General features: G+C 73.9%; 25 protein-coding genes. 13 read left to right on the top strand and 12 right to left on the bottom strand.

The genetic code is table 11. The annotated features are described in order from the left end of the window. Window positions 1-54: 54 nt before the first annotated feature. The gene (locus tag ACFYR0_RS06365; RefSeq protein WP_389322475.1) at window positions 55-2505 is read left to right on the top strand and encodes a right-handed parallel beta-helix repeat-containing protein; all 2451 of its coding nucleotides are present in this window, start codon (window positions 55-57) and stop codon (window positions 2503-2505) included. On the opposite strand, the gene ACFYR0_RS06360 is transcribed toward ACFYR0_RS06365, so the two are convergent. Further along, window positions 2493-5066 carry a hypothetical protein gene (locus ACFYR0_RS06360; RefSeq protein ID WP_389322473.1) on the bottom strand — a complete coding sequence of 858 codons (2574 nt, stop codon included), beginning with the start codon at window positions 5064-5066 and terminating at the stop codon, window positions 2493-2495. The two genes, ACFYR0_RS06365 and ACFYR0_RS06360, sit on opposite strands and share 13 nt — an antisense overlap. 280 nt (window positions 5067-5346) lie before the next feature. On the opposite strand from ACFYR0_RS06360, the gene ACFYR0_RS06355 reads away from it, so the two are divergent. Then, entirely contained in the window at window positions 5347-6186 is an 840-nt protein-coding gene (locus ACFYR0_RS06355) for a DeoR/GlpR family DNA-binding transcription regulator (RefSeq protein WP_389322471.1), read from the top strand. A 64-nt stretch (window positions 6187-6250) separates the two neighbouring features. Further along, entirely contained in the window at window positions 6251-6721 is a 471-nt protein-coding gene (locus ACFYR0_RS06350; protein WP_389322469.1) for an SRPBCC family protein, read from the top strand. Window positions 6722-6742: 21 nt separating this feature from the next. On the opposite strand, the gene ACFYR0_RS06345 is transcribed toward ACFYR0_RS06350, so the two are convergent. Beyond that, entirely contained in the window at window positions 6743-7867 is a 1125-nt protein-coding gene (locus tag ACFYR0_RS06345; protein ID WP_389322467.1) for a PLP-dependent cysteine synthase family protein, read from the bottom strand. Window positions 7868-8221: 354 nt separating this feature from the next. Here ACFYR0_RS06345 and ACFYR0_RS06340 point away from each other — a divergent pair, with 354 nt between their 5' ends. Continuing rightward, entirely contained in the window at window positions 8222-8545 is a 324-nt protein-coding gene (locus ACFYR0_RS06340; RefSeq protein ID WP_389322465.1) for a hypothetical protein, read from the top strand. A gap of 189 nt (window positions 8546-8734) precedes the next feature. Then, window positions 8735-9379 (top strand): ATP-binding protein, encoded by a 645-nt coding sequence (locus ACFYR0_RS06335; protein WP_389322463.1) that lies wholly within the window; start codon window positions 8735-8737, stop codon window positions 9377-9379. A gap of 438 nt (window positions 9380-9817) precedes the next feature. Here ACFYR0_RS06335 and ACFYR0_RS06330 read toward each other — a convergent pair whose 3' ends face one another. Beyond that, window positions 9818-10105 (bottom strand): SHOCT domain-containing protein, encoded by a 288-nt coding sequence (locus tag ACFYR0_RS06330; RefSeq protein WP_389322462.1) that lies wholly within the window; start codon window positions 10103-10105, stop codon window positions 9818-9820. A gap of 299 nt (window positions 10106-10404) precedes the next feature. Here ACFYR0_RS06330 and ACFYR0_RS06325 point away from each other — a divergent pair, with 299 nt between their 5' ends. Beyond that, window positions 10405-10593, top strand: coding sequence for a DUF1272 domain-containing protein (locus tag ACFYR0_RS06325; RefSeq protein WP_389322460.1), 189 nt, complete (start codon window positions 10405-10407; stop codon window positions 10591-10593). Window positions 10594-10669: 76 nt separating this feature from the next. Here ACFYR0_RS06325 and ACFYR0_RS06320 read toward each other — a convergent pair whose 3' ends face one another. The 3 genes from ACFYR0_RS06320 to ACFYR0_RS06310 all read right to left on the bottom strand — a co-directional run bounded on the left by ACFYR0_RS06320 (window position 10670) and on the right by ACFYR0_RS06310 (window position 13177). Continuing rightward, window positions 10670-11152 (bottom strand): hypothetical protein, encoded by a 483-nt coding sequence (locus ACFYR0_RS06320; protein ID WP_389322458.1) that lies wholly within the window; start codon window positions 11150-11152, stop codon window positions 10670-10672. Window positions 11153-11244: 92 nt separating this feature from the next. Then, window positions 11245-12489 (bottom strand): ROK family protein, encoded by a 1245-nt coding sequence (locus ACFYR0_RS06315; RefSeq protein WP_389322456.1) that lies wholly within the window; start codon window positions 12487-12489, stop codon window positions 11245-11247. Between the two features lie 25 nt (window positions 12490-12514). Beyond that, window positions 12515-13177, bottom strand: coding sequence for an alpha-ketoglutarate-dependent dioxygenase AlkB family protein (locus ACFYR0_RS06310; protein WP_389322454.1), 663 nt, complete (start codon window positions 13175-13177; stop codon window positions 12515-12517). A gap of 68 nt (window positions 13178-13245) precedes the next feature. Between ACFYR0_RS06310 and ACFYR0_RS06305 the strand changes: the two genes are divergently transcribed. After that, on the top strand, window positions 13246-14379 hold the full coding sequence (locus ACFYR0_RS06305; RefSeq protein ID WP_389322793.1) for a methyltransferase: 1134 nt from the start codon (window positions 13246-13248) through the stop codon (window positions 14377-14379). 111 nt (window positions 14380-14490) lie between these two features. On the opposite strand, the gene ACFYR0_RS06300 is transcribed toward ACFYR0_RS06305, so the two are convergent. Together ACFYR0_RS06300 and ACFYR0_RS06295 are read right to left on the bottom strand one after the other, a co-directional pair. Continuing rightward, on the bottom strand, window positions 14491-15357 hold the full coding sequence (locus tag ACFYR0_RS06300) for a ketose-bisphosphate aldolase (RefSeq protein WP_389322452.1): 867 nt from the start codon (window positions 15355-15357) through the stop codon (window positions 14491-14493). 34 nt (window positions 15358-15391) lie between these two features. Further along, the gene (locus tag ACFYR0_RS06295) at window positions 15392-16273 is read right to left on the bottom strand and encodes an SIS domain-containing protein (protein ID WP_389322450.1); all 882 of its coding nucleotides are present in this window, start codon (window positions 16271-16273) and stop codon (window positions 15392-15394) included. 163 nt (window positions 16274-16436) lie between these two features. Here ACFYR0_RS06295 and ACFYR0_RS06290 point away from each other — a divergent pair, with 163 nt between their 5' ends. The 3 genes from ACFYR0_RS06290 (at window position 16437) to ACFYR0_RS06280 (ending at window position 20861) form a co-directional block, all read left to right on the top strand. Further along, the gene (locus ACFYR0_RS06290) at window positions 16437-17216 is read left to right on the top strand and encodes a DeoR/GlpR family DNA-binding transcription regulator (RefSeq protein ID WP_389322448.1); all 780 of its coding nucleotides are present in this window, start codon (window positions 16437-16439) and stop codon (window positions 17214-17216) included. A gap of 281 nt (window positions 17217-17497) precedes the next feature. Next, complete coding sequence (locus ACFYR0_RS06285; RefSeq protein WP_389322446.1) at window positions 17498-19327, top strand: glycoside hydrolase family 15 protein; 1830 nt, start codon at window positions 17498-17500, stop codon at window positions 19325-19327. Window positions 19328-19355: 28 nt separating this feature from the next. After that, window positions 19356-20861 carry an amidohydrolase gene (locus ACFYR0_RS06280; RefSeq protein ID WP_389322444.1) on the top strand — a complete coding sequence of 502 codons (1506 nt, stop codon included), beginning with the start codon at window positions 19356-19358 and terminating at the stop codon, window positions 20859-20861. 90 nt (window positions 20862-20951) lie between these two features. On the opposite strand, the gene ACFYR0_RS06275 is transcribed toward ACFYR0_RS06280, so the two are convergent. Beyond that, window positions 20952-21404 (bottom strand): phospholipase, encoded by a 453-nt coding sequence (locus ACFYR0_RS06275; protein WP_389322442.1) that lies wholly within the window; start codon window positions 21402-21404, stop codon window positions 20952-20954. Between the two features lie 257 nt (window positions 21405-21661). Between ACFYR0_RS06275 and ACFYR0_RS06270 the strand changes: the two genes are divergently transcribed. Next, window positions 21662-22399, top strand: a complete 738-nt coding sequence (locus ACFYR0_RS06270; protein WP_389322440.1) for a maleylpyruvate isomerase family mycothiol-dependent enzyme — start codon at window positions 21662-21664, stop codon at window positions 22397-22399. A gap of 10 nt (window positions 22400-22409) precedes the next feature. Here ACFYR0_RS06270 and ACFYR0_RS06265 read toward each other — a convergent pair whose 3' ends face one another. Further along, window positions 22410-22814 (bottom strand): MarR family winged helix-turn-helix transcriptional regulator, encoded by a 405-nt coding sequence (locus tag ACFYR0_RS06265; protein WP_389322438.1) that lies wholly within the window; start codon window positions 22812-22814, stop codon window positions 22410-22412. 85 nt (window positions 22815-22899) lie between these two features. On the opposite strand from ACFYR0_RS06265, the gene ACFYR0_RS06260 reads away from it, so the two are divergent. Together ACFYR0_RS06260 and ACFYR0_RS06255 are read left to right on the top strand one after the other, a co-directional pair. Then, on the top strand, window positions 22900-24390 hold the full coding sequence (locus tag ACFYR0_RS06260; RefSeq protein WP_389322436.1) for an MFS transporter: 1491 nt from the start codon (window positions 22900-22902) through the stop codon (window positions 24388-24390). A 78-nt stretch (window positions 24391-24468) separates the two neighbouring features. Further along, entirely contained in the window at window positions 24469-24756 is a 288-nt protein-coding gene (locus ACFYR0_RS06255) for a DUF6332 family protein (RefSeq protein ID WP_389322434.1), read from the top strand. On the opposite strand, the gene ACFYR0_RS06250 is transcribed toward ACFYR0_RS06255, so the two are convergent. Together ACFYR0_RS06250 and ACFYR0_RS06245 are read right to left on the bottom strand one after the other, a co-directional pair. Beyond that, on the bottom strand, window positions 24717-25382 hold the full coding sequence (locus ACFYR0_RS06250) for a response regulator (RefSeq protein WP_389322432.1): 666 nt from the start codon (window positions 25380-25382) through the stop codon (window positions 24717-24719). The two genes, ACFYR0_RS06255 and ACFYR0_RS06250, sit on opposite strands and share 40 nt — an antisense overlap. After that, window positions 25379-26632 carry a sensor histidine kinase gene (locus ACFYR0_RS06245; protein WP_389322430.1) on the bottom strand — a complete coding sequence of 418 codons (1254 nt, stop codon included), beginning with the start codon at window positions 26630-26632 and terminating at the stop codon, window positions 25379-25381. Before ACFYR0_RS06245 ends, ACFYR0_RS06250 begins: the two co-directional genes overlap by 4 nt. Window positions 26633-26739: the final 107 nt, after the last annotated feature.

Below are 26739 nucleotides of genomic sequence, written 5' to 3'. Positions count from 1 at the left end.
AGCAACCCGCGCGAGCGAGCCATCAGTACGACGAGGTGGGGGCACGACAACGTCATGGCACAGGGCACGGTCCAGGTGACGCACACCGGCACTTCGCGGTGGCGGCGCCGCACAGGTGAGTACGCATCGCTCGCCGCCGCCCTGGAGGCCGCGGCCGACGGTGACGTGCTCACCGTCGCCCCCGGCACCTACCGGGAGAACCTCGTCGTCCAGCGGGCGGTGACCCTGCGCGGCCCGGAGGGCTCGCCCGGCTCGGTGCGCATCGCGCCGACGGAGGGTGTGCCGCTGACCGTACGGGCCGCGGCGGTGGTCCAGGACCTGCATGTGGAGGGACAGGACTCGGCGGCGCCCGCGCTGCTGGTGGAGGAGGGCACCCCGGAGATCTCCGACGTGCGGATCGTGACACGGTCCGCGGCCGGCATCGAGGTGCGCGGCGGCGCCCGGCCCACCGTGCGGCGCTGCACCGTCGACAACCCGGCCGGTATCGGGATCGTCGTACTCGACGGCGGGGGCGGGGTGTTCGAGGAGTGCGAGGTGATGGCGGCCGGACAGGCGGGCGTCGCGGTGCGCGGCGGCGGGCATCCACGCCTGGACCGCTGCCGGGTGCACCACGCCTCGGGATCGGGCCTGTCGGTGACGGGTGAGAGCTCCACGCTGGAGGCGGTGGGATGCGAGGTGTACGAGGTGCGGGGCAGCGGGGTGCAGATCACCGCGCACGGCACCGGACATCTCGTCAACTGCGATGTGCACCGCACCACCGCCGACGGGGTGACCCTGGACACCGACGCGGTGCTCACACTGGCCGACTGCCGCATCCACGACATCCCGGAGAACGCGGTCGACCTGCGCTCGCGCTCGGTGCTGACGCTGACCCGCACCACGGTGCGGCAGTTCGGGCGCAACGGGCTGTCGGTGTGGGACCCGGGCACGCGCGTGGACGCCAACCAGTGCGAGATCTTCGACAGCACCGGGGACTATCCGGCGGTGTGGGTGAGCGACGGCGCGACGGCGGTGCTGGACTCCTGCCGGGTGCACGACGTGCCGGACGCGCTGTTCGTCCTGGACCGGGGCTCGCGCGCGGACGTGGTGGACACCGACCTGACGCAGGTGCGCAACACGGCCGTGTCGGTGAGCGACGGCGCGACCGCGCAGCTCGACGACTGCCGTATCCGGGACGCGGCGACGGGCGCCTGGTTCCGCGACCACGGCAGCGGCGGCACCCTGAGCAACTGCGCGATCTCAGGCACCCAGACCGGCGTGATCGTCACCAAGGGCGCCGACCCGGCCGTCGAGCGCTGCACGGTCGACTCCCCCGCCGAGGCCGGGTTCTATGTCTCGGCCGGCGGCCGCGGCAGCTTCACGGGCTGCCGGGTCACGGACAGCGGCGGCTACGGCTTCCATGTGATCGACGGCTGCCGTACGACGCTGCGCAGGTGCCGTACCGAGCGGTGCGCGCGCGGTGGCTACGAGTTCGCGGACGGCGGCCCGGACGCCGGGTCGGGTTCCGGGCCCGTGGTGGAGGACTGCACCAGCGACGAGAGCATGGGCCTGCGGCGGCCGGCCGCCCCGGAGCCCGTCCTGCAGACGGCCGCGCAGACCGGCGGACTGCTCACGGCGACGCCCGGACAGCTCACCACCGTCCCCGGTCAGCGCGCGGTCGCCGAACCCGCCGTGGGCGCCGGGGCCGAGGAGCCCCGCACCTCCCAGGACGTACTCGGTGAACTGGACGGGCTGGTGGGCCTGGACAGCGTCAAGCGCGAGGTGCGGGCCCTCACCGACATGATCGAGGTGGGCCGGAGGCGGCAGCGGGCCGGGCTCAAGGCGGCCTCCGTCAAGCGGCATCTGGTGTTCACCGGCTCCCCCGGCACCGGCAAGACGACGGTGGCCCGGCTCTACGGCGAGATCCTCGCCTCCCTCGGAGTGCTGGAGAAGGGCCACCTGGTCGAGGTGTCCCGTGTCGACCTGGTCGGCGAGCACATCGGCTCCACGGCGATCCGCACCCAGGAGGCGTTCGAACGGGCGCGGGGCGGGGTGCTGTTCATCGACGAGGCGTACGCGCTGTCGCCGGAGGACGCGGGCCGGGACTTCGGCAAGGAAGCCATCGACACCCTGGTGAAGCTGATGGAGGACCACCGCGACGCGGTCGTGGTGATCGTCGCGGGCTACACCGCGGAGATGGAGCGCTTCCTGTCCGTCAACCCGGGCGTCGCCTCCCGCTTCTCACGGACCATCACCTTCTCCGACTACGGCCCCGAGGAACTGCTGCGGATCGTTGAGCAGCAGGCCGAGGAGCACGAGTACCGGCTGGCGACGGGCACGGCCCAGGCGTTGCTGAGGTACTTCACCGATCTGCCGAAGGGCCCGGCGTTCGGCAACGGCCGTACCGCGCGGCAGACCTTCGAGGCAATGGTGGAACGCCACGCGAGCCGGGTGGCGCAGGTGGCGGAGCCGAGCACGGACGAACTGACGCTGCTGTTCGGGGCGGATCTGCCTCAGACGTCCTGAGCCTCCTGTTCGCGCGGGTCTCCGGGATGCCCCCGACCTGCTCCCGGCCGGCCGGTGGAGCCCGGCTCATCGGGGCGGCGCGGCTCGCCCATGAGGCCCGGCCGGTCCGTACGGGGCTGCTCGCCGGGCGGGCGCGGGCCGGGCACACCTGGCTGGAGGCGGGCCAGCAGCCGGGCGCGCTCCTCGGCGAAGGCCGGGTCGGCCTGGTAGGCGGAGTGGCCGAGGACGGGCGCGGGCAGCGGGTGGCGGTCGGTGCGGCCGTGCCCGAGGGGGTCCTTGAGGGCGGGCCGGTCGACCTCCGGACCGCACTCGCCGGGCAGGCCGATCGGGCCGCCGATGGGGTCGGTCGCCCGGTGCAGATTGCGCCAGCAGGCCACCTCGCGGTGCAGGGCGCCGAGGGCGACGGGCCCGAAGTGGGCCGGGAACCAGCGGCCGTAGAGCCGCTCCAGCGGGGAGCCGTACGTCAGCAGCGCGACCCGGCCCCGCTCGGCCGGGGGCAGCTGCCAGACCGCGGCGGCGGCGAGCACGCTGCCCTGGGAGTGCCCGGAGATGACGAGGCGTCCGCCGGTGGCCCGGGTCCAGGTCGTCATGCGCCAGGTCAGGTCGGGCACCGCGCGCTCGGCGTAGCAGGGCGGGGCGAAGGGGTGGGCGGCGCGCGGCCAGAAGGTGCCCACGTCCCACAGGATGCCGATCGTGCGCCGGGCGGAGGCGTCCTTGTAGGCGCGGCGGCCCCAGGTGACGAACAGTATGAAGCCGACGCCGATCAGCCAGGAGCCGAGTGCCTGCGCGGTGTCGGCGGCACCCCGGACCACCGGGTGGGTGTGCTCGGCGGCCCCGCCGGGGGTGCGGTCGCTGAGCCAGGCGCCGGCCAGCGCCCCGGCGCCCAGCAGCAGCGTCGTGACGGCGGTGACGGCGACGACGAGGGGCGCGCGGTCGGTGAGGGTGGCCATGGCCCGCGCGCGGGCGATTCGCCGGGTGCGCTCCGGGAGCCTGGGCTCGTCCGCGTAGTCGCGGTCGACCGTCGGCTCCTCGGCGCGGGTCAGCCGCAGGGTGCGCCGGGCCAGGAGGGCGCAGACGGCGAGGAGGACGAGGAGCAGCGGCGGGATGACGGAGGCCTGCCAGGTCAGCAGGACCGGCGGGCCGGGGATGACGGCGCGGGTGCCGTCCAGCCAGTCCGCGACCCGCTGGGCGAGTCCGCCGGCCATCACGCCGCCCAGCGCACAGGCCAGCAGGGTGACGGCGGGTCCGCCGAGGCCGCGCAGCGCGGCGCGCGGGCCGGGCAGGGCACGGTGCAGCACCTGCGCGACGACCGCGAGGCCGACCGCCAGCAGGCCCTGGGCCAGGGCGATGCCGCCGAAGGCCGTGTCCCCGGCCAGCCGCCCCGTCGACTGCCAGCCGGGGCGCTCCCACCCGGCGTACACCATGGCGAGGACCAGGGCGGCGAGGGCGCCGAGCGGCAGCAGCGGGACGAGGCGCACGTCGAGGGCGCGGTCCAGGCGCCGCTCGCTGCGGCCGCGCCGGCACACCACCCACACCACGACGGCCGCGCCCGCGGCGAGGGCCGCGCTCTGGAGGCGGCCCAGCAGGTCGAGGACGGCCGGGCCGCCGGGCTCGCGGTCATGCCGGGCGGCGGCGGAGGTGAGCACGGCGGCGACGGTGAGCAGCCCCGCCGCGGTGTGCGCGGCGCGCAGCCGGGCCACCAGGCGGCGGCCGTACCAGAAGCCGGGCCGGCCCAGGGCGGTGCGCCCGGTGTCCTCGCCGGCTTCCTCGGAGCGGGGCAGCGGGCGCTGGGACTCGTAGGCGTTCCAGGAGCGGTGGGACAGGTACCACAGCAGGCCGGTCAGGGCGGCGGGCACCAGGGCGGCGAGGGCCAGTCTGCGGCCGGGCCCGCTCCACCAGCCGCCGGAGCCGGACAGGGACAGGAAGCCCAGCCAGGTGTGCCGTTCGGCGCAAGCGCGCGTGCCCGCGCACTGCCAGGCCGCGAGGTCCAGGGTGACCTCGCAGGCGCCCGCCACGAGGAGCACGGTCAGGCTCAGTCCGGCGAGCCGCACCAGCAGCCCGTACAGACGCACGGTCCGGGCGTGGCCCCGGGCGCCGGGGCGCATCCAGTGCGCCAGGTTGACGACCATGAACGGCAGCAGCAACAGCCACAGGGCGCGGGTGCCGTTGCCGGAGGTGAGGTTGCACCAGACGTACGCCTCGGGGACGGGGCGGCGGCGTGCCGCCCTTTCCCGGTCCATCGGAACGCCGGGGTCCTGGTCCTCGGCGTCGTCCGTGCGGCGGAAGACGGCCGCGGTGTCGTCGCCGGTGATCCGTACGATGCGTGGATCGCCGAGCATCTCCTCCGGTGTGGTGCCGCCGACGCCGTGGACCAGGAGCTCCAGGGCGGTCGCGGAGTCCCCGGTCCGCGCGGGCTCGACGGGCGGGGTGGGGTCCTGCGAGCCGTCGGGCCCGACGGCGTCGGTGCGGCCGTGCGGACCGTCGGACCGCTCGGCGGGGCCGTGGTGGTCCTGCGGGCCGTCGGGCCCGGGGGCGAAGGCGTGTTCCTGTGCGCGTTCCACTCTGTCGCACTTCCCCCCGTGACGCTGCGTCGGCAACTGGCCCGTGCGCAGAACAGGATCTCGACGGGGCGTCCTGCGTACACCTCTCGTCACGGAATCTCCCCGATCCGTCCCTCGAACCCGGGACATCTGTGGCAGGTACACGCCGGTGTGACCGGTGGCGCGATCCGTGGCGGCCCGTGCGAGGATGGGCGCCACGCCCCGGAGACGCAGGAAAACGCCCTTGTCGGGGCGGGTGCGAGGGCGATGGACCGCAGTGGACGAAAGGACCGGAGCGTAGGTGAGCGAGAATCAGAACCTCCTCGCGGAGCAGCGGCGCGCCCTGATTCTCGACGAGGTCCGGCGCCGGGGCGGGGTCCGGGTCAACGAGCTGACCCGCAAGCTCGGCGTGTCGGACATGACGGTCCGCCGCGACCTGGACTCCCTCGCGCGCCAGGGCGTGCTGGAGAAGGTGCACGGCGGTGCCGTCCCGTTGATGGAGGCGAGCACCCACGAGCCGGGCTTCGAGGCCAAGTCGGGTCTGGAGCCGACGGCCAAGGAGGGCATCGCGCGCGCCGCGGCCGCCCTGGTCGTGCCGGGCAGCGCCGTAGCGCTGTCGGGCGGTACGACGACGTACGCGCTGGCGCAGCGGCTGGTGGACGTGCCGGATCTGACGGTCGTGACGAACTCGGTGCGGGTGGCGGACGTCTTCCACGCGGCGCAGCGTTCCTCGGCACCGGTGCAGGGCGCGGCGACGGTGGTGCTGACCGGCGGGGTGCGCACCCCTTCGGACTCGCTGGTGGGCCCGGTGGCCGATCAGGCCATCTCCCGGCTGCACTTCGACGTGCTGTTCCTCGGGGTGCACGGCATATCGGTGGAGGCGGGGCTGTCCACGCCGAACCTCGCGGAGGCGGAGACCAACCGGCGGCTGGTGCTGGCGGCGCGCCGGGTCGTGGTGGTCGCCGACCACACCAAGTGGGGCACGGTGGGCCTGAGTTCGTTCGCCACGCTGGAGGAGGTCGACACCCTCGTGACGGACGCGGGGCTCCCCCCCGAGGCGCGGGCAGAGATCTCGGAGCATCTGCCGAGCCTGGTGGTGGCGGGCGAGGACGAGAACGAGACGGACGGGGCAGACGCCTGACGGTCACTCAGGTACCGTGAGGCGCTCGGCGTCTCAAGTCGTCCGCGTCTACCAGGGGGTTGGTATGGCTCGCCGTCTGCGTCCGGAGGAACTGGGCTTCGTGCGGGACGCGCCCGTGCGGCTGGTGTTCGCGCGGAACGTCGCGGCGGCGCCGGAGCGGGTGTTCGCCGCCCTCGCCGGGGATGTGGCGGGCTGGAGCGAGTGGTTCGGGGCGGTGGCGCTCGCCCGGCCGCTGCGGGACGGGGCCGGGCGGGAGGTCCGGCTGCGCGGCGGCACCCGGTTCGAGGAGACGGTCCTCGTCGCCGAGGAGCCCGAGCTGTACGCCTATCGCGTGGACGTCACCAACGCGCCCGGCGCACACGCTCTGGTCGAGGAGTGGCGGCTCGCGCCCGTCGGCGGCGGCACGCGCGTGTGCTGGACCTTCGCCGCCGACGGGACGGCGCCCTTCCGGCTGGCACTGCGGCTGGCACGCCCCGGCCTCGCCCGCGCCTTCAAGGACGCGGTGACGACCCTGGACCGACGGCTCGCGGGCTGAACGGGCACCCTCCGCGCCCGCTCAGTGCGACCACACGCCGGTCGCCAGCAGGGTGTCGATGACCTCGGCGTACGGCGCGATGTCCAGCCCCTGTTCGGCGAGCCAGGCGTCGGAGTAGTACTTGTCGAGGTACCGGTCCCCCGGGTCGCAGAGCAGGGTGACCACACTGCCCGTGCGCCCCTCGGCGGCCATCTCGGCGACGATCTTCAGGGCGCTCCACAGTCCGGTGCCGGTGGAGCCGCCCGCCTTGCGGCCGATGGCCCGCTCCAGGGCGCGCACCGCGGCGACGCTGGCCGCGTCCGGGACCTTCATCATGCGGTCGACGGCGCCGGGCACGAAGCTCGGCTCCATGCGCGGGCGGCCGATGCCCTCGATGCGCGAGCCGCAGTCGCAGGTGACGTCCGGGTCACCGGCGGTCCAGCCCTCGAAGAAACAGGAGTTCTCCGGGTCGGCCACGCAGATGCGGGTGTCGTGCTGCGTGTAGTGGACGTAGCGGGCGATGGTAGCCGAGGTGCCGCCGGTGCCGGCCGTGGCGACGATCCAGGCGGGCTCGGGGAACCGTTCGCGTTCGAGCTGGCGGAAGATGGACTCGGCGATGTTGTTGTTGCCGCGCCAGTCCGTGGCCCGCTCGGCGTAGGTGAACTGGTCCATGTAGTGGCCGCCGGTCTCCTCCGCGAGGCGGGCGGAGGCCTCGTACATGGTGCGCGGGTCGTCCACGAAGTGGCAGCGGCCGCCATGGAACTCGATCAGTCGGATCTTCTCGGCGCTGGTCGTGCGCGGCATGACGGCGACGAAGGGGACGCCGATCAGCTTCGCGAAGTAGGCCTCGGAGACGGCCGTCGAGCCGCTGGAGGCCTCGATGACCGGTCGGCCGGGCCGGATCCAGCCGTTGCACAGGCCGTAGAGGAACAGCGAGCGGGCGAGCCGGTGCTTGAGGCTGCCGGTGGGGTGGGTCGACTCGTCCTTGAGATAGAGGTCGATGCCCCACTTCTCGGGCAGCGGGAAGAGCAGTAGGTGGGTGTCGGCGGAGCGGTTGGCGTCGGCCTGGACCCGGCGGACGGCTTCTTTCAGCCAGTCGCGGTAGCTCGCGTCGGTACGGTCGACATCGAGGGTCACACCGGGCGGGGTCTGCTGGATGGTGCTCACGGCCGTGCTCCTCACGCTGCGCTCGGGTCGCGGCGCATGCGGCCCGTGATTCGAGCATAAGCACCTTCGCGCACGCTTCCCACCTGCATAAACCCGGCTTTGGGCGGCTCAAAGCCGGGCTGGGGCACGGATGTGCGAAGCAGATGGGGCGCATTCGGCCGAGTGCTCCTCACGCCCGGCGCGAGCACGACGCGCACACTGGTGCACCGGGCCGGGTGCGGGCAGACTGCACCGCGCGGGGTACCCGCAGGGGTGTCACCCGGAGTGTCGACAGGGGATCACGGCACGCCACGCCGACGGCCCGTACGGGCGTACGGCGGGACGCGCCAGGCGCGAGCAAGGGGGCAAGGCGGCATGGCGGAGCCGGAGTTCACTGCCACAGGTGTGCGCATCGGGAAGGGCCTGCGTTCGCTCACCCGGGCCGGGCAGGTCCGGATCAGCGAGGGCAGGCTGGAGTTGCTCACCAGCTACGGCAGCGAGATCGACAGCGCACCGGTGACCTCGGTGCGGGCGTCGAAGCCGTGGTTCGGGTCCGAGGGCCAGGCGGTCGCGGACCTGGACGGCAAGCGCTACACGCTCACCCTGGGCGAGCACGACCCCGCGCCGGGCGAGCCCGGTCCGCCGGCGGCGCGCCGGTTCATGGAGGCCGTACGCAGGGCTGCGGGGCGTGACCGCTGAGGCACGGCGAGTTGCGGCTCCCCACCCCTTGCGTCAACCTGGTCTCACGTCACTCTGGGTTTACCGGCGACAACGCTGCGAACCAGCCCGCCGGGCACGACAGCAGGCGGCCGTCTCGTCTCGACCCGGAACTCCTGCTGGATCCGTACTCCGTGTTCTTCCGGACCTCAACGTCGGGGAGTCGCAGCCGTGATCACTCACCCAAGCAGACATTGCACGGTGGAGCTGCAAGCTCTGCCCTCGCGGATCGGCCAGGTCCGCAGAATCCTTTCTGCGCAATTGCGCTACTGGCATCTGGATCCCTTGATAGACCGGGCGGCGCTCGGTGTGACGGAGCTGCTCAGCAACGTCCACCGCCACGCCCAGCCCGACAAGACGTGCACCGTGCGGATCGAGCTCATGCTCGACCGGCTGACGGTGTCGGTGCGCGACCACGATCCCCGTCTCCCCGTGGTGGGCGACGCCGATCCGCTGGCGACCTGCGGGCGAGGGCTCGCGATGGTCGCGGCGGTCAGCGAGAGCTGGGGCGCGCGTCCGGACGGTGAGCAGGGCAAGACCGTGTGGTTCAGCCTTCCGACGCCCGCCGCCCTGAAGGCGCGGGCCGCCCGCCCCCCGCGCCGGGTGGCCGTCGAGGAACCGCCGGTCCGCACGGTGCCCGTGCCGGACTCCCCGGTCCGGTTCACCGAGGTCGCGACCGTCGGCCTGCCGGAGGTGGAGCCGCTGGGTCTGCCAGCGGTCGAGCCCGTCGGCATCCCGGAGGTCGAGCCCGTCGCCCTCGCGGCCGACGCACTGCGGCCCGAACACGCTCCCGCCCGGTCCGCCGTTGCCGGCTGACCGGGCGGTGAGGGGGGCCCAGAGGGCTCGCAGGGTCCGCGCGGGCCCGGCGGTCCGACCGGGCCGGCCGCACGCGTGGCCCGCACGGTCCACGCGTCTCGCACTACTCGCACGGCTTCTGACGTGTCTGGGCCGTGCGTCTGGGCCGTGCGTCTGCGCGGGTGCCGCGCCCGCCCGCAGACCACCTCGTGTACGGCCGCCCCGCCCTCGGTACAAGCCTCCCCGACAGGCCCGCCCCGTCGCGCCCGGCCGCCTCACGACCGCGCCGGCCAAGGCCCGACCCCGTACGACCGCGCTCGCCACGGCCGTCCTCCGCACGGCCGGCGCCACCGGGCACGCCCGCACCCCGTCACTCCGTGGCGATGGCCCGCAGCACGTCCGGCGTAGACCTTCACGGCGTCCACGACCCGGGCGGCCGTGCGGGTGGCGGTGGGACCGTCATGCCGCACCGCCCTTGGTGGGGCCGAACTGCTCGTCCAGGACGGACAGCCGGCGCCAGTACTCGTCCTCGTCGATCTCGCCGGAGGCGAACCGGCGGCCGAGCACGGCGAGCGGTGAGTCGCCGGTGGGCCGGCGGTTGTCGGGCAGGCGCCACGGTCCCGGGCGGCCGCGCCGGACGGTGCGGCGCAGCACGGTGACCACGGCGACCACGACGGCCGCCCAGACGACGGGGAAGAGCAGGATCCACGGCCCGGGGCCGCCGTCCCAGTGCGCGAGTGTCTCCATGTCGGTTCATCTCCTTCGACGGGTCTTCGGGTGATGCTCCGAGCCTCGCCGCGGGGAAGGGTCAGGGTCGTCGTACGGCCGGGGGCAGTGCGGGTACTTCCCGGGGAGTAGGGGCGGGGGCGGCGGGTCTTCCGGGGGAGGTCCGGCTCTGGGGGCAGGGGCGGTCAAGCCCGGGGTGGGCGGAAGGGCCCCTGGGAGCGTGGCCCGATCACGGTGATCCTTGGCCGCTGGGGGCACTGCCTACCGGCTGTGCGGGGGCGGACGATGAGAGCAGCCCCCCCCACCTGAGGAGACCGTTCATGGCCCTGGAGATGCGTGACCGCTGCGAACGCTGCACCACGGCGGAGCTGCCCGGCGACGGGGCCGCCCGGATCTGTTCCTACGAGTGCACGTTCTGCCTTCCCTGCGCCGAGGCGATGGAGGGCGTGTGCCCCAACTGCGGCGGGGAGTTGGTGGACCGGCCGCGCCGGGCGGTGGCACCCGCCTGACGGACCGGCGGGGCGGAGACGCACCGAGTGCCTGTACGGGCAAGGGCGTTGGGGCGTCGGTCGCTCGCGGGCGGGCTCACCCCTGGAGTTTCACGCCCTTCGGGGAGGTGAGTCCCTTCACGGGGTCGACGCGGTAGGTCGCCGTCCAGACGCGGGGCGGGCAGGACGCGCCGTTGGGGTCCTGTGCTGTCAGCTTCGCGGCGACGCTGTCCTGGACGACCGTCTCGCCGGTCCTCGCGGACGTCACCGTGAGCCGCACCGGCAGGGTAGAGGCGCCGATGTCGTCCGGCAGCGTCATGTGCAGGAAGAGGAGGGGCTCGCTGAGTTCGCCCGACATCCGTACACGGCAGGTGCCGTCCACGCACAGCCGTATCCGCGCCGCGTCGGGCCCGCCGAAGTCGGAAGGCCGCCAGAGGACCGAGACCTGCGAGTCCGCGTCGGCCTGGGTGCACACCGCGTCCTGGCGCAGCAGCGAGCAGCCGGTCAGGGCCACCGCCAGAACCGGTACGAGCCAGGCACGCCGAGGCGAGGCCGCGACGGGGAACGCGAAGTGACGCAAAGGAGGGTCCTGTTCGGTCGGCCTGACTGAAGATCGCTGATCCTAGACGGGCGCACGCGGTGACCCCAAGCCAACGGCGGCAGGCCGGGACCTCAGGCCGCCGTCAGCGCTGCCAGCGGGTCGTCCAGGACCGGCTGCCAGGCCAGTTCCGCCGCGCCGACCAGGCTGTTGTGGTCGAGGGAGCAGGCCAGGATGGGGACGCCGCCGCTGCGGCCCCACAGGCTGCGGTCGGCGACGACGGCCCGCAGCCGGTCGGGGTCGGTGTCGAGCAGGGTGCGGTGCAGCCCGCCGAGGATGATCCGGTCCGGGTTGAGAATGTTCACCAGCCCGGCGAGTCCGAGCCCGAGGCGGTCGATGAGGGCCTCGGCGGCGTTGCGCACGGCCGGGTCGGCGTACTCCTGGCGGAGCAGGTCGTCGGCCTGCTTGAGCAGGGAGCTCTCCGGACCGGGTGCGCGGCCGGCGGTGGTGAGCAGGGCCAGCGGGTCGGCCTCCACGTCGAGGCAGCCGCGGCCGCCGCAGTGGCAGGGGCGGCCCTCGGGGTTGACGGTGAGGTGGCCGACCTCCAGGGCGAGCCCGGCGCTGCCGGTGTGAAGCCGGCCGTCGAGGACCAGCGCGCCGCCGACACCGCGGTGCCCGGTGGCCACGCACAGCAGGTCACGGGCGCCGCGCCCGGCTCCGTGCCGGTGCTCGGCGAGCGCGGCGAGGTTGACATCGTTGGCGGCGAAGGCGGGTCCCTCGATGCCGGCCGCGCGCACCCGTTCGGCGAAGATCTCGCGGACCGGGGCGCCCGGCGGCCAGGCGAGGTGGAGCGGGTTGAGGGCGAGACCCTCCGGCTCGGTGACGGCCGAGGGCACGGCGAGCCCGGCGCCGACACAGCGGCGCCCGGTCTCGCGCAGCAGGCGGGCGCCCTCGTCGACGACCGAGCCGAGCACCTTCGCCGGGTCGGCGTCGACGGTCTCGCGGCCCGGCGCGGTGGCGACGATCCGCCCGCCGAGACCGACCAGCGCGGCCCGGAACCCGTCCGCGTGCACCTGCGCGGCGAGCGCGACCGGGCCCTGTTGGGCGACCTCCAGGCGGTGCGAGGGGCGGCCCTGGGAGCCCGCGGCCGCGGCGGGCCGGGCGTCGACGCGGATCAGGCCGAGGGCCTCCAGCTCGGCGGCGACCGCACCGGCGGTGGCCCGGGTCACACCGAGTTCCGCGGTCAGGACGGCCCGGGTGGGCGCCCGCCCGGTGTGCACGAGCTCCAACGCGGGCCCGAGCGCACCGCGCCCCCGGTCCAACCGCGTCCTCGAGGTGGTCCCTTCCCCCGTCGGCCGGGGGTCCGCCTTGCCGCTCATGGGAGCGAGTCTCCCATGATCCGCATCATCGGGCGGACGCCGGGAATCCGCTGACGCGCAGGGTCAGGTTGAGCCGTCCGGTCAGGCCGAGCCCGGCCGGCGCGGTCCCCGGCAGCACCCGCGGTACGCCGTGGTAGGCGAGGCGGGACTGCCCGCCGAACACGAACAGGTCGCCGCTGCGCAGCTCGACGTCCGTCCAGGGCCGTGAGCGCGACCCGGTGTTGCCGAACCGGAAGACACAGCTGTCGCCGAGGCTGAGCGACACCACGGGCTCGTCGGACTTCTCGTCGGCGTCGCGGTGCATGCCCATCCGGGCGTCGCCGTCGTAGAAGTTGACCAGCGCGATGTCGTACGCCGCCGTTGCCGCCCCCGGGCCGAGCGCGTCCGTCGCCGCGCGGTGGCCCAGTTCGCCGAGCCAGGCGGGGAAGGGCTTGACCGGGGTGCGGTCGCCGTCGACGACCGTGCGGGCGTAGGCGTACGGGTACCAGTGCCAGCCGAGGCATACCTGCCGGGCGGTCATGGTGCCGCCGCCGGGGGTGCGTACCGTGCGCAGGCCGGCGGGCGGGCGCGCCCACTCCCGGCAGGCGGCGAGCAGCTCGCGCTGCCCGTCCCCGTCGAGCCAGTCCGGCAGGTGGACCGCGCCGGGCGCCACCTCGGCGCGCTCTCGCGGGAACAGCTCGGCGTCCATGCCACCCATCCTCCCCCACCTGTGCTGAGCTGCGGCTCGGCTAGCCTGGACGCACGATGAACGACCGTATGACGACGCCGTGGGGCGAGCTGACGCTGGCCCGCTTCCCCGAGGACCCGCGTGACCGGCTGCGCGCCTGGGACGCCTCCGACGAGTATCTGCTGCGGTATCTCGACGGCTCAGGCGTCGATCTGTCCGGCACGGTCGTCGTGCTGGGCGACCGCTGGGGCGCGCTGGTGACGGCGCTGGCGGCGCACCGGCCGGTGCAGATCACCGACTCCTGGCTGGGACAGGAGGCGAGCCGGGCGAACCTGGAGCGGGCCGGGGCCAAGCCGGGCACGGTCCAGCTGCTCACCACGCAGGACACACCGCCGGGCCGGATCGATGTGCTGCTCGTGCGGGTGCCCAAGAGCCTGGCGCTGCTGGAGGACCAGTTGCGGCGGCTGGCCCCCGCTGTGCACGAGGGCACGGTCGTCGTCGGCACCGGCATGGTCAAGGAGATCCACACCTCCACGCTCCAGCTCTTCGAGAGCGTGATCGGGCCGACCCGGACCTCGCTGGCCGAGAAGAAGGCGCGGCTGATCTTCTGCACTCCGGACGCGGCTCTGCGGCGGTCGGCGAATCCGTGGCCGCTCCGCTACGACCTGCCCGAGGGGATCGGGCCCGTCTCGGGGCGGACGGTCGTCAACCACGCGGGGGTGTTCTGCGCCGACCGCCTGGACATCGGCACGCGCTTCTTCCTCGGGCATCTGCCGGTCACGCGCGGGGCGCGCCGGGTGGTGGACCTCGGGTGCGGCAACGGCGTCGTGGGGACGGCGGTGGCCCTGGCCAACCCTGAGGCCGAAGTGCTGTTCACCGACGAGTCGTTCCAGGCGGTGGCCTCCGCGGAGGCCACCTACCGGGCGAACGGGGTGCCGGGGCACGCCGAGTTCCGGGTCGGGGACGGGCTCGCCGGGGTGGCGGCCGGCAGCATGGACCTGGTGCTGAACAACCCGCCCTTCCACTCCCATCAGGCGACGACGGACACCACGGCGTGGCGGATGTTCACCGGCGCGCGGCGGGTGCTGCGGCCGGGCGGTGAGCTGTGGGTGATCGGGAACCGGCATCTCGGGTATCACGTGAAGCTGCGGCGGGTGTTCGGCAACAGTGAACTCGTGGCAGGCGACCCCAAGTTCGTGGTCCTCAGAGCCGTCAGGCGCTAGCCGGGCCCGTGCCGGCCGCCAGGTGACCGCCGGTCCCGCCCGCGGCCGCGCTCAGGCCGCGGCCGGGCCCGTCCGTCCGGAGCACCTCCGCGGTCCCGCCACCGGCCGAACTCAGGCCGTGCCAGGGCCCGTCCGGAGGACCTCCACGATGCCCCGGACCGCGCGGGCCATGGCCTCGCGGCCCACGCTGAGGTAGGTGCGCGAGTCGACGGCCTCGGGGTGGGCGGCGAGGAACTCCCTTATGGCGCCGGTCATCGCCGCGTTGAGGGCGGTGCCGATGTTGACCTTGGTGATGCCTCCGGTGACGGCCTCGGTCAGTTCGCCGTCGGGCACGCCCGAGGAGCCGTGCAGGACGAGCGGCACCTGGAGGGTGGCCGACAGGTTCTTGAGCAGGCCGTGGTCGAGGGTGGCGGTGCGGGTGGTCATGGCGTGCACGCTGCCGACGGCGACGGCGAGCGCGTCCACGCCGGAGTCGGCGACGAACGCCCGTGCCTGCGCCGGGTCGGTACGGGCGCCGGGCGCGTGGGCGTCCAGCGCCGGCCGGCCCGCCTTGCCGCGCACCTCGCCCAACTCGGCCTCGATCCACAGCCCTTGGGCGTGCGCCCAGTCGGCGGCGGCCCGGGTGGCGGCGAGGTTCTCGGCGTACGGCAGCCGTGCGGCGTCGTACATCACCGAGCTGAACCCCGCCTCTGCGGCCTGCCGCAGCAGGGCGTCGCTCTGTACGTGGTCCAGGTGCAGGGAGACGGGCACGGCGGCCCGTTCGGCGGCGGCGACGGCGGCCCGGGCGAGGGGCAGCAGACGGCCGTAGCGGAACCTGACGGCGTTCTCGCTGACCTGGAGCACGACCGGTGCGTCGACGCTCTCCGCGCCGGCGACGACGGCCTCGATGTGCTCCAGGGTGACGACGTTGAAGGCGGCGACGGCACGGCGGCCCGCGGCGGCGCGGGTGACGAGCTCACCGGTGGTGACGAGGGGCACGCGGGGCTCCCTGGGCGAGGGCGGTGAGGGGGTTTCAGGGCGTGAGGACGACCGAGCGGGTGAGGTGGCGCGGGTGGTCCGGGTCCAGGCCGCGGGCGGCGGCGACGGCGACGGCGAGCCGCTGGGCGCGGACGAGTTCGGCGAGCGGGTCCAGCTCCCCGGCCAGCCATCGGCCGCCGGTCGCGCGCACCTGCCCGGCCAGGCCCTCGGGTGCCTCGCCGAACATCCAGGTCGCGGTGGTGGGACCGGTGACGCTGATCGGCCCGTGGCGGTACTCCATCGCCGGGTAGGCCTCGGCCCAGGACAGGGAGGCCTCCCGCATCTTCAGAGCGGCCTCGTTCGCCAGGCCCACGGTCCAGCCTCGCCCGAGGAAGGTGAACTGGGTCCGCTCCACCAGGTCCTCGGGCAGCGGCCCGGCCAGCGCGGTGCGGGCGTCGGCGACCGCCGCGTCGGTGTGCAGCCCGGTGTGGGCGCGCAGCAGGGTGAGCGCGGTGGTGGCGAACCGGGTCTGGACGACGGAGCGTTCGTCGGCGTCCTCGAGGACGATCAGGTCGTCGGCGGCCTCCATGACCGGCGTGTGCGGATCGGCGGTGATCGCGCAGGTGCGGGTGTGGCCGCGCAACTCGGCGAGCAGGTCCAGCACTTCGGTCGTCGTACCGGAGCGGGTGAGGGCCACGACGCGGTCGTAGGCGCGGCCGCGCGGGAACTCCGAGGCGGCGAAGGCGTCCGTCTCGCCCTGCCCCGCGCCCTCGCGCAGGGCCGCCGCCGACTGCGCCATGAAGTACGAGGTGCCGCAGCCGACGATCGCGACCCGCTCCCCCGCCGCCGGCAGCGCCGCGCGGTGCTCCGGCGCCCGCGCCGCGGCCCGGGTCCAGCACTCCGGCTGGCTGTGCAGTTCGTCCTCGACATGTGTCATGCCGGACCCCTCCCACCGGTGATTGTTCATGCAAGATAGCGCGATTTTTCGAGCATCTTCAAGCATTCGGTAGGCCATTCGGTGGGCATCCACGCCGGCGACGGGTGCGCTAGGGTCACCGGGAATCGGCGGTGATCACGCCCTGGGCTGGTTGGAGGTGCGGATGTCGCGCGACGCCCGTTGGAAGACGCTGCTGGAACTGCTCGTCGAGCGGGGCCGGCTGGACGTCGAGGAGGCGGCCGCCGAGCTGGAGGTCTCGGCCGCGACGATCCGCCGCGACTTCGACCAGCTCGCCGAGCAGCAGATGCTGGTGCGCACCCGGGGCGGCGCGGTGGTGCACGGGGTGTCGTACGAGCTGCCGCTGCGCTACAAGACGGCCCGCCGCGCCTCGGAGAAGCAGCGCATCGCCCGCGCGGTCGCCGATCTGATCGCGCCCGGTGAGGCGGTCGGCCTCACCGGCGGCACGACCACCACCGAGGTGGCCCGCGCCCTGGCCGTGCGCGCCGACCTCGCCTCCGGCTCGCCCGCGCTGACCGTGGTCACCAACGCGCTGAACATCGCCAACGAGCTGGCCGTGCGCCCGCAGTTCAAGATCGTGGTGACGGGTGGGGTCGCGCGGGCGCAGTCGTACGAGCTGACCGGGCCGCTCGCGGACGGGGTGCTCGGTCAGATCACCCTCGACGTGGCGGTGCTCGGCGTGGTCGCCTTCGACGTCACGCACGGGGCCGCCGCGCACGACGAGGCCGAGGCCGCCATCAACCGGCTGCTCTGCGAGCGCGCCGCGCGCGTGGTCGTCGCCGCCGACTCCAGCAAGCTGGGCCGGCGCGCCTTCGCCCGCATCTGCGCCGCCGAGGCGGTCGGCACCCTGGTCACGGACTCGGCGGTGGACGCGGAGACGGTCCACCGCTTCGAGGAGGCGGGTGTCGCGGTACGGGCGGTGTGAGAGCGCGCGAAGACGGTCCGCCGCTTCGGGCGGGTGTCGCGGTACGAGTGGTGTGAGGGGCGGGGCGCCCCGGGCCCGCCCGCCGGGGCGTCCCCGAGGACACCCGCAGGGGTGCTCGCGAGGACGTCGGCAGGGGGCCCGTGAGGACGTCGGCAGGGGGCCCGTGAGGACGCCCGCAGCCGGAGGCCCCGGCCCGGAGGGCCGCCCCTGTCCCGGGGGTGGCCCCTGTGGAACCCGCCTAAGCTGGAAGCCGCGCCGTGCGAGCCGACGAGGAGGCTGCGATGGCCGCGACAACCAGCTTCGAGGGGGCCGACGCCCGGTACCCGCCCATCTCCGAGCACGGTCTGATCGGCGACCTGCGCAGTGTGGCCCTGGTGGGCACCGACGGCACGATCGACTGGTACTGCTGCCCGGCGTTCGACGCGCCCAGCGTCTTCGCCTCGATCCTGGACGCCGAGCGCGGCGGCCGCTTCGAGGTGACGGCGATCGGCCCGGCCCGCACCAAGCAGTTCTACTTCCCCGACACCAACGTCCTGATCACGCGCTTCTTCACCGAGGACGGCGTCGGCGAGGTCCAGGACTTCATGCCCGTCGACGGCTCGGTGGCGGAGACCGAGCGGCACCGCCTGATCCGGCGCGTGCTGTGCGTACGCGGCTCGGTGCCGTTCCGGGTGCGGGTGGCGCCCCGCTTCGACTACGGCGCCCAGCCCCACAGCCTGCGCCTGGACGGCGAGATGGCGGTCTTCGAGTCGGAGAAGCTCACGCTCGCGCTGACCGCGACCCTGCCGCTGGAGGCCGACGGCCCCGACGCCCGCGCCGACTTCAAGCTCTCCGAGGGCGGGTCGGCGGTGTTCGCTCTGGACCAGGTCGGCCCCGGGGTCGCCCCGCGCGGCTGCGCCCGCACCGAGGCGGAACGGCAGTTCACCGCGACCGTCGCGTACTGGCGGCGCTGGCTGTCCCAGTCCCGCTACCGGGGCCGCTGGCGCGAGATGGTGCACCGCTCCGCGCTCACCCTGAAACTGCTCACCTACGCCCCCACCGGCGCGATCGTCGCCGCGGCCACCACCAGCCTGCCCGAACAGCTCGGCGGCGAACGCAACTGGGACTACCGCTACGTCTGGGTCCGCGACGCGGCCTTCTGCGTCTACTCCCTGCTGCGGCTCGGATTCGCCGACGAGGCCGAGGCGTTCATGCGGTTCGTCACCGACCACATCACCCCGGGCGAGAGCCACGCCTCCGGACCGCTCCAGATCATGTACGGCATCGACGGCCGCACCGACCTCCCCGAGTGCGAACTCGCCCATCTGGAGGGCCATCGCGGCTCCGCGCCGGTCCGGGTCGGCAACGCGGCCGCCGACCAGCTCCAGCTCGACATCTACGGCGCCCTGATCGACTCGATCTACCTCTACGACAAATGGGCCCGGCCGATCTCCAGCGACCACTGGGACGACGTGTGCGCGATCGTCGACTGGGTCTGCGCGCACTGGGACCAGCCCGACGAAGGCATCTGGGAGACCCGCGGCGGGCGCAAGAAGTTCCTGTACTCGCGCCTGATGTGCTGGGTGGCCATCGAGCGGGCCATCCGGATGGCCAACCGGCGCGGACTGCCCGCCGATCTCAACCGCTGGCGCGAGGCCCGCGACACCATCTACCGGCGGATCATGAGCGGGGGCTGGTCGGAGAGCCGCCGCGCGTTCGTGCAGCACGAGGGCGGCGAGGTACTGGACGCGGCGCTGCTGATGATGCCGCTGACCAAGTTCATCGCGCCCACCGACCCCAAGTGGCTGTCCACGCTGGACGCGCTCACCCAGGACCTGGTGTCCGACTCCCTCGTCTACCGCTACGACCCGCAGGCCAGCCCCGACGGACTGCGCGGCGACGAAGGCACCTTCTCCATCTGCTCGTTCTGGTACGTCGAGGCCCTGGTGCACGCCGGCCGGGTGGACGAGGCGTGCCTCGCCTTCGAGAAGATGCTGACGTACGCCAACCATGTCGGCCTGTACGCCGAGGAGATCGGGCAGACCGGGGAGCAACAGGGCAACTTCCCGCAGGCGTTCACCCACCTCGCCCTGATCAGCGCCGCCTTCAACCTCGACCGCGCCCTCGGCTGAGACCGACCCGACCCCGTGGAGCATCCGGATGACGAGCCTCGACGGCCTGCCGCCCCGACAACTCCATGATGAAGAAGGCGAGTTGGTTCTCTCCAACGTGCGGCTTGGGCCGGGCGGGCCGATCGGCTCGGTACGGATCGCCGGGGGCGAGGTCGCCGCGGTCACCGAGGACGCGGTCACCGGCGGCCGGGTGCTCGACCTCGACGGCCGCACGCTGCTCCCCGGACTGTGGGACGCGCATGTCCATGCCGCGCAGTGGGCGAGCGTGCGGCACCGGCTGGACCTGTCCGGCGCGGACTCGGCACGGGCGGCCGCCGACGCCGTACGGGGTCACGCGGCCGGGCTGCCCGAGGGAGAGGTGCTCATCGGGTACGGGTTCCGGGACGGGCTGTGGCCCGACGCCCCGCACAGGTCGCTGCTGGACGCGGTGTGTCCGGACCGTCCGGTCGCGCTGGTGAGCGCCGATCTGCACGCGGCGTGGCTGAACTCCGCCGGGCTCGCGCTGGTCGGCGGCGCCGGGCACCCGAGCGGGCTGCTGCGTGAGGGCGAGTGCTTCCGGGCGGTGTCGGCGCTGCCGGAGGTGCCCGATGAGGTGCTGGACGGCTGGATCGCCGAGGCCTTGCGGGCCGCCGCCGCGCGCGGGGTGACGGGTGTCGTCGACTTCCACTTCGCCGACAACCTCACCGACTGGTCCCGGCGGGCCGCGTCGGGCCCGCTGCCGGTGCGGGTCGACGCCGCCGTGTACCCGGACCGTCTGGAGGCCGCGATCGCGCGCGGACTGCGCACCGGGGACGTGCTGCCCGGCACGGGCGGTCTGGTGCGGGTCGGCCCGCTGAAGCTGTTCGCCGACGGGTCCCTCAACACCCGTACCGCGCTGTGCGCCGACCCGTACCCGGGTCTCGAGGGCACGGCGGAGGCGTACGGCCTCCAGGAGACGCCGTACGAGGAGCTGCTGCGGCTGATGCGACGGGCCTGGGCGCACGGTGTCGAACCGGCGGTGCACGCGATCGGCGACCGGGCCAACTCCCTTGCCCTGGACGCGTTCGCGGCGGTCGGCTGCCGGGGCCGGATCGAGCACGCGCAGTTGCTGGCGCCCGGGGACGTGCCGCGGTTCGCCGCTCTGGGGGTGACGGCCGGGGTGCAGCCCGCGCACGCCGTGGACGACCGGGACGTGGCCGACCGGCACTGGGCCGGACGCACGGGCCGCGCCTTCGCCTACGGCGATCTGCTGGCCGCCGGCGCCTGGCTGGAGTTCGGTTCGGACGCGCCCGTGGCCCCGCTGGACCCCTGGCTGACCGTCGCGGCGGCGGTGGGCCGCACCGGGGACGACCGCCCGGCATGGCACCCGGAGCAACGGATCCCGGTGCGGGCGGCGCTGGCGGCCTCCACCCGCGGGCGGCTCGTGGTCGAGGCGGGCGGCCCGGCCGACCTGGTGGTGCTGGACGCGGATCCGCTCGGGGCCGACGGGCGCGCGCTCCGCGAGATGCCGGTGCACGCGACCCTGCTGGCCGGCCGGTTCACCTTCGGGCCGTAGGGCCCCAAGGGCGGAGGGGGCGTCGACGACGGACCCCCGGACGGGTGCGGCGGCGTCTGCGGGTCGCCGCCGCACCCGTGCCGGAGGGCGTCAGCCGAACGCGCGGACCGCCTGGTAGTACGTCCAGGCGGTGCTGTTGCAGGAGGTCTTGGTGGCGCCGCTGTAGTTGTTGCAGACGCGCTTGAGGTCCTCGTAGAAGGCGCTGTCGAGGCGGGACTTGTTCGCACTGAAGGTGCCGGCCGCTTTGTAGTTGCGGTAGCCGAAGTCGTGGCGGGCGCAGGACATGCTGAAGGGGAAGCCGAACGGGTTGTCCGGCGAGGAGGAGCAGTAGTCCGTGGACCAGTCGAACCCGTAGGCGGACCAGGCGGACTGGTTCGAGCGCGCGGCGGCCCAGAGGTTGTAGCTGGACGCGGTGGTCTGCGTCCAGCTGGAGAGGACCTGCGGCTTGTCGGCGGGAGCGGCCTCGGCGGCGGTGGCCACGCCGACGACCGTGACGAGAGCGAAAGCCGATCCGGCCAGACCGGTGGCGAGTCTGCGGTGCATCCCACACCTCCATGAGACTGCGACCCGGCCATCGGGTCGCAGGTACATGACAAGATGATGGGTGGAGGGGGTTTCTACATACCCCTAGGTAACCTCAATGATCCGTTAACTCTCCGTCGCCAATGGTCACTTGACAGTCACTCAACAACTGTCGACAGCCCCGCCGAGGGCGTGATGAGGCGATTGTCCAGGAAAACGAGCCACGGAAACCCGACGCGCCCCGCCCGGGACGGCATCCCGTCGGGCAGACTCCCCCCATGGACACCGCTCACCACCTCGAGGCCCTCGACCTGGCGGGCCGGCTGCTCGCGGACGCCGCGGAGCGGGCCGGGGCCGACGCCGACGTACCGACCTGTCCCGGCTGGCGGGTACGGGACCTGGTGCGGCACACGGGTGCGGTGCATGTGTGGGCCGAGGCGTTCGTCAGGGAGCGGATCACCGGGCCCAGGCCGTTCGACGAGGCGTCCGGCCTCGACGGCAGGGAGCTGACGGACTGGTACCGGGACGTTCACCGGCGGCTGCTGGCGACGCTCGCCGACGCGCCGGAGGACGTGGCGTGCTGGACCTTCCTCCCGGCCCCGACCCCCTCGCCCCTGGCCTTCTGGACCAGACGGCAGGCCCACGAGACGACCGTGCACCGCTTCGACGCGCAGGCGGCGCTCGGCGTCGCGCCGGACCCGGTGGACGCGGAGTTCGCGGCCGACGGGATCGACGAACTGCTGCGCGGGTTCCACGCCCGCAGCCGCAGCCGGGTCCGCACCGAGGTGCCGCGTGCGCTGCGGGTGCGCTGTTCGGACACCGACGCGGTGTGGAGCGTACGGCTCTCGCCGGAGCCGCCGGTGACCACGCCCGACGGGGAAGGGCCCGCCGACGCCGAACTCTCGGGCACCGCGAACGAGTTGTACTTCGCCCTGTGGAACCGGCTGCCCGTCCCGCACATCGCGGGCGACCGCGCGCTCGCCGATCTGTGGCGCGAGCGCTCGGGGATCGGCTGACCGCGCGGGATCAGACCGGCCGCGCGTCGCCCGTCTCGGCCCGGCTCCCCAACATCCTTGCCAGTACTTCCCGTTGCACCGGCAGCACCGCGCCGTGCAGCTCGCGCCCCTTCGCGGTGAGCGCCACCCGTACTCCACGGCGGTCCTCCGGGCACAGAGCACGCTCGACGAGGCCGCACTTCTCCAGCCGGGCGACGAGCCGGGAGAGCGCGCTCTGACTGAGATGGACGCGCTCGGCGATCTCCTGGACACGGAAGGCGCAGACCCCGGCGAGCACGTCCAGCACCTCGAAGTCGCTTGCACACAGGCCGTGCCGGCCCAGCGCGCGGTCGAGTTCGCACTGCGTGCGGGCGTGCAGCGCCAGGATGTCCCGCCACTGGTCCACGAGCGCCTGCCCGGCCTTCTTCGCCGCCATGGGCGCACCGTAGCAGGGAACCGATTTTGTTGCATCCGAATTAAATGCACTTGCATTCGATGTATGCGCATGTAGTGTCGTCGCCATGACCTCTCCGCTCACTATCCCCGCGGCCCCGTCGGCGACGGATCGATGGACACCCCGGCTGTGGGGCACCCTGCTGGTGCTGTGCGCCGCGATGTTCCTCGACGCCCTGGACGTGTCGATGGTCGGTGTCGCCCTCCCGTCCATCGGCTCCGACCTGGGCCTGTCCACCTCCACCCTCCAGTGGATCGTCAGCGGCTACATCCTCGGCTACGGCGGACTGCTGCTCCTCGGCGGACGGACCGCAGACCTCCTCGGCCGGCGCCAGGTGTTCCTGGTCGCGCTCGGCGTCTTCGCGCTCGCCTCGCTCCTCGGAGGCCTGGTCGACTCCGGCCCCCTGCTCATCGCCAGCCGCTTCGTCAAGGGCCTGAGCGCGGCCTTCACCGCGCCGGCCGGCCTGTCGATCATCACCACCACGTTCCCCGAGGGCCCCCTGCGCAACCGGGCCCTGTCCATCTACACCACCTGCGCCGCCACCGGCTTCTCCATGGGCCTGGTGCTCTCCGGCCTGCTCACGGAGGCCAGTTGGCGCCTGACGATGCTGCTCCCCGCGCCCATCGCGCTGCTCGCCCTCGTGGCCGGCCTCAAGCTGCTGCCGCGCAGCACCCGCGAACGGAACCACAACGGCTACGACATCCCCGGCGCCGTCCTCGGCACCGCCTCGATGCTGCTGCTCGTCTTCACCGTCGTCCAGGCCCCGGAATCCGGCTGGGCCTCGGCCCGCACCCTGCTGTCCTTCCTCGCCGTCGCCGTCCTGCTGACCGCGTTCGTGCTCGTCGAGCGCCGCTCGGCCGGGCCGCTGATCCGGCTCGGCGTACTGCGCTCCGGCAGCCAGATCCGCGCCCAGCTCGGCGCCATGGCCTTCTTCGGCTCGTACGTCGGCTTCCAGTTCCTGGTCACCCTGTACATGCAGTCGCTGCTCGGCTGGTCCGCGCTGCACACCGCGCTGGCGTTCCTGCCCGCCGGCGCGCTGGTGGCCGTCTCCTCCACCAAGGTCGGCTCGATCGTCGACCGGTTCGGCACCCAGCGGCTGATCGCGGTCGGCTTCGCCCTGATGGTCGCCGGATACGCGCTGTTCCTCGGGGTCGACCTCGACCCGGTCTACGCCGTCGCCATCCTGCCGAGCATGCTGCTGATCGGCGCAGCCTGCGCGCTGGTCTTCCCCTCGCTCAACATCCAGGCCACCAACGGGGTCGAGGACCACGAGCAGGGCATGGTCTCCGGACTGCTGAACACCTCCGTCCAGGTCGGCGGTGCGATCTTCCTCGCCGTGGTCACCGCGGTGGTCACCGCGGGCGCCCCGGAGACCGCCACCCCGCAGGCGGTCCTGGACAGTTACCGGCCCGGCCTGGTCGTGATCGCCGCGATCGCCGCGGCGGGACTGCTGGTCACCCTGACCGGACTGCGGGTCCGACGTCCGGCGCACTCCGTCGTCGTCGCCAGGTCCACCACCGAGGAGGCGGGCGCGGACCGCGTCGCGGTCCGCGACTGAGTCGGGGGACGCCGCCTCCCACGGGTGCCCGGCGGGGCCGTTTGCCCCGCCGGGCACCCGGCTGTTTCACTCGGGAGCATGACCACGCACGGGGGACGGCGCCGCACACAGGCCGAACGGGACGCGATCACCGTCGAGATCGGATACGCCCTCTTCAGCGCGGCCTTCGCGGCCGCGGTGGTGTTCGGGGCGGTCGCCGGACCGGCGTTCCTCTTCGATCTGCCCGGCCCGCTGGAGACCCTCCTGGTCCGCGCCGCGCTGGTGGTCGCGCCCGTCCTCTTCGCCGTCCGCGTGGTGTCCGTGCTGATGCGGTTCCGGAGGTCGGCTCAGCCCAGCCAGCCCGGCCGCACCAGCCCCGACTCGTAGGCCAGCACCACGAGTTGGGCCCGGTCCCGCACCCCGAGCTTCACCATCGTGCGGCTGACATGGGTCTTGGCGGTCAGCGGGCTGACGACCAGGCGCCGGGCGATCTCCTCGTTGGACAGCCCGATGCCTACCAGGGTCATCACCTCCCGCTCCCGCTCGGTCAGCCGGCCCAGCGCGCCGGCCGCCGCGGGTTCCTTGGAACGGGCCGCGAACTCCGCGATCAGCCGCCGGGTCACGCCCGGCGACAGCAGCGCGTCGCCCGCCACCACCGCCCGCACCGCGCGCAGGAGTTCCTCCGGCTCGGTGTCCTTGACCAGGAAGCCCGAGGCCCCGGAGCGGATCGCCTCGAAGACGTACTCGTCGAGCTCGAACGTCGTCAGCATGACCACCCTGACGTCCCTCAGCTCCTCGTCCCCGGTGATGCGCCGGGTGGCCGCCAGACCGTCGAGCACGGGCATCCGGATGTCCATCAGCACGACGTCCGGGCGCAGTTCGCGCACCCGTCGCAGCGCCTCGTCGCCGTCGGCGGCCTCCCCGGCCACCTCGATGTCCGGCTGCGCGTCCAGCAGCGCCCGGAAGCCGGCCCGGACCAGCGACTGGTCGTCGGCGAGCAGCACTCGGATCACCGGTCGTCCTCCTCGGCTCGCAACGGCAGTACCGCGAGCACCCGGTAGCCGCCGTCCGGCCGGGACCCCGCCTCGATCGTGCCACCCAGCGCCGCCGCCCGCTCCCGCATCCCGGCCAGGCCGTTCCCGCTGCCGCCCGCGTCGGCGCCGGTCGCCGGACCGTCGTCGTCGATCCGCAGCCGCAGCACCGGCCCGCCCGCCCGCCCGTCGTCCGTCCGGGGCGCAGACCCGTCGCCCTGATCCAGCACCACGCGCGCGCGGCGGGACCCCGAGTGCCGTACGACGTTGGTGAGCGCCTCCTGCACGATCCGGAACGCGGCGAGGTCCGCGCCCGGCGCCAGCCTGGGCACCTCGCCCTCCACCGTGACCGTGAGACCCGCGCCCGCCGCCTGTTCCACCAGTTCCGGCAGCCGGTCCAGGCCGGGGGCGGGCGCGCGCGGGGCGTCACCCTTGGTGCGCAGGGTGTCGAGCACCTGACGGACCTCGCCGAGCGCCTCCTTGCTGGCCGACTTGATCGTGGTGAGCGCGGCCCGCGCCTGTTCCGGGTCGCTGTCCAGCAGGGCCAGACCCACGCCCGCCTGCACATTGATCACCGAGATGCTGTGCGCGAGGACGTCGTGCAGCTCCCTGGCGATCCGCAGCCGTTCCTCGTCCGCGCGCCGCCGGGCCGCCTGGGCCCGCTCGGCCCGCTCACGGGCCCACTGCTCACGGCGTACCCGCACCAGCTCCGCCAGCGCGACGACCGCGGCGACCCAGGCGGCGATCACCGCCTCCTGCCCCCAGGACGCCGCGGAGTCGCCCGACGGGGGAAGCCACCGGTACAGCCAGTGCGCCACCAGCACATGGGCGGCCCACAGCGCGCCGACCGCCGCCCAGGCGGCCCTGCGGTGCCCCGCCACGACCGCGCTGAAGCAGGCCGCGGCGACCGTGAGGAACACCGGGCCGTACGGATACCCGGCGGCCAGATAGACCGCCGCGGTGGCCGCCGTGCCGAACACCACCGGCACCGGGCGGCGCAGCCGCCACAGCAACTGACCGCAGGCCAGCACCAGCAGCACCCGTCCGAACACGTCGAGGTCCGCCCGCTCCCCCGCCTGCTCGTGAGCGGCGTAGGAGGAGCCGGCCATGACGAAGACGGTGATCAGCAGCGTCGAGGGCCAGGGCCACCGGCGCTCCCGGCGCCGGTGTTCCAGGACCCACGGCGGCGGACCCCACGATGGTCTCCCCCGGCGCACGCGCTGATCGTCCATGCCCGCCACGCTAGACCGGGCACGGCGCCGAGGGCGTCAGCCGGGCGTGGTGATCACACGTACTCCCCGGGAAGTACGTGTGAGGTGGGGACGGTGTCCCCACCTCA

Source organism: Streptomyces sp. NPDC005017 (genome assembly GCF_042873115.1).
GTDB lineage: Bacteria > Actinomycetota > Actinomycetes > Streptomycetales > Streptomycetaceae > Streptomyces.
The sequence above is the reverse complement of the archived record's forward strand: the minus strand, read 5'-3'. Positions and strand labels throughout refer to the sequence as shown.

What these genes read in the sequence shown, in the direction of transcription:
- ACFYR0_RS06365 (WP_389322475.1), top strand. Translation starts at nt 55, where the DNA reads ATGGCACAGGGCACGGTCCAGGTGACGCACACCGGCACTTCGCGGTGG.
- ACFYR0_RS06350 (WP_389322469.1), top strand. Translation starts at nt 6,251, where the DNA reads ATGGCTCGCCGTCTGCGTCCGGAGGAACTGGGCTTCGTGCGGGACGCG.
- ACFYR0_RS06340 (WP_389322465.1), top strand. Translation starts at nt 8,222, where the DNA reads ATGGCGGAGCCGGAGTTCACTGCCACAGGTGTGCGCATCGGGAAGGGC.
- ACFYR0_RS06330 (WP_389322462.1), bottom strand. Translation starts at nt 10,105, where the DNA reads ATGGAGACACTCGCGCACTGGGACGGCGGCCCCGGGCCGTGGATCCTG.
- ACFYR0_RS06325 (WP_389322460.1), top strand. Translation starts at nt 10,405, where the DNA reads ATGGCCCTGGAGATGCGTGACCGCTGCGAACGCTGCACCACGGCGGAG.
- ACFYR0_RS06315 (WP_389322456.1), bottom strand. Translation starts at nt 12,489, where the DNA reads ATGAGCGGCAAGGCGGACCCCCGGCCGACGGGGGAAGGGACCACCTCG.
- ACFYR0_RS06310 (WP_389322454.1), bottom strand. Translation starts at nt 13,177, where the DNA reads ATGGACGCCGAGCTGTTCCCGCGAGAGCGCGCCGAGGTGGCGCCCGGC.
- ACFYR0_RS06305 (WP_389322793.1), top strand. Translation starts at nt 13,246, where the DNA reads ATGACGACGCCGTGGGGCGAGCTGACGCTGGCCCGCTTCCCCGAGGAC.
- ACFYR0_RS06295 (WP_389322450.1), bottom strand. Translation starts at nt 16,273, where the DNA reads ATGACACATGTCGAGGACGAACTGCACAGCCAGCCGGAGTGCTGGACC.
- ACFYR0_RS06290 (WP_389322448.1), top strand. Translation starts at nt 16,437, where the DNA reads ATGTCGCGCGACGCCCGTTGGAAGACGCTGCTGGAACTGCTCGTCGAG.
- ACFYR0_RS06285 (WP_389322446.1), top strand. Translation starts at nt 17,498, where the DNA reads ATGGCCGCGACAACCAGCTTCGAGGGGGCCGACGCCCGGTACCCGCCC.
- ACFYR0_RS06280 (WP_389322444.1), top strand. Translation starts at nt 19,356, where the DNA reads ATGACGAGCCTCGACGGCCTGCCGCCCCGACAACTCCATGATGAAGAA.
- ACFYR0_RS06275 (WP_389322442.1), bottom strand. Translation starts at nt 21,404, where the DNA reads ATGCACCGCAGACTCGCCACCGGTCTGGCCGGATCGGCTTTCGCTCTC.
- ACFYR0_RS06270 (WP_389322440.1), top strand. Translation starts at nt 21,662, where the DNA reads ATGGACACCGCTCACCACCTCGAGGCCCTCGACCTGGCGGGCCGGCTG.
- ACFYR0_RS06265 (WP_389322438.1), bottom strand. Translation starts at nt 22,814, where the DNA reads ATGGCGGCGAAGAAGGCCGGGCAGGCGCTCGTGGACCAGTGGCGGGAC.
- ACFYR0_RS06260 (WP_389322436.1), top strand. Translation starts at nt 22,900, where the DNA reads ATGACCTCTCCGCTCACTATCCCCGCGGCCCCGTCGGCGACGGATCGA.
- ACFYR0_RS06255 (WP_389322434.1), top strand. Translation starts at nt 24,469, where the DNA reads ATGACCACGCACGGGGGACGGCGCCGCACACAGGCCGAACGGGACGCG.
- ACFYR0_RS06245 (WP_389322430.1), bottom strand. Translation starts at nt 26,632, where the DNA reads ATGGACGATCAGCGCGTGCGCCGGGGGAGACCATCGTGGGGTCCGCCG.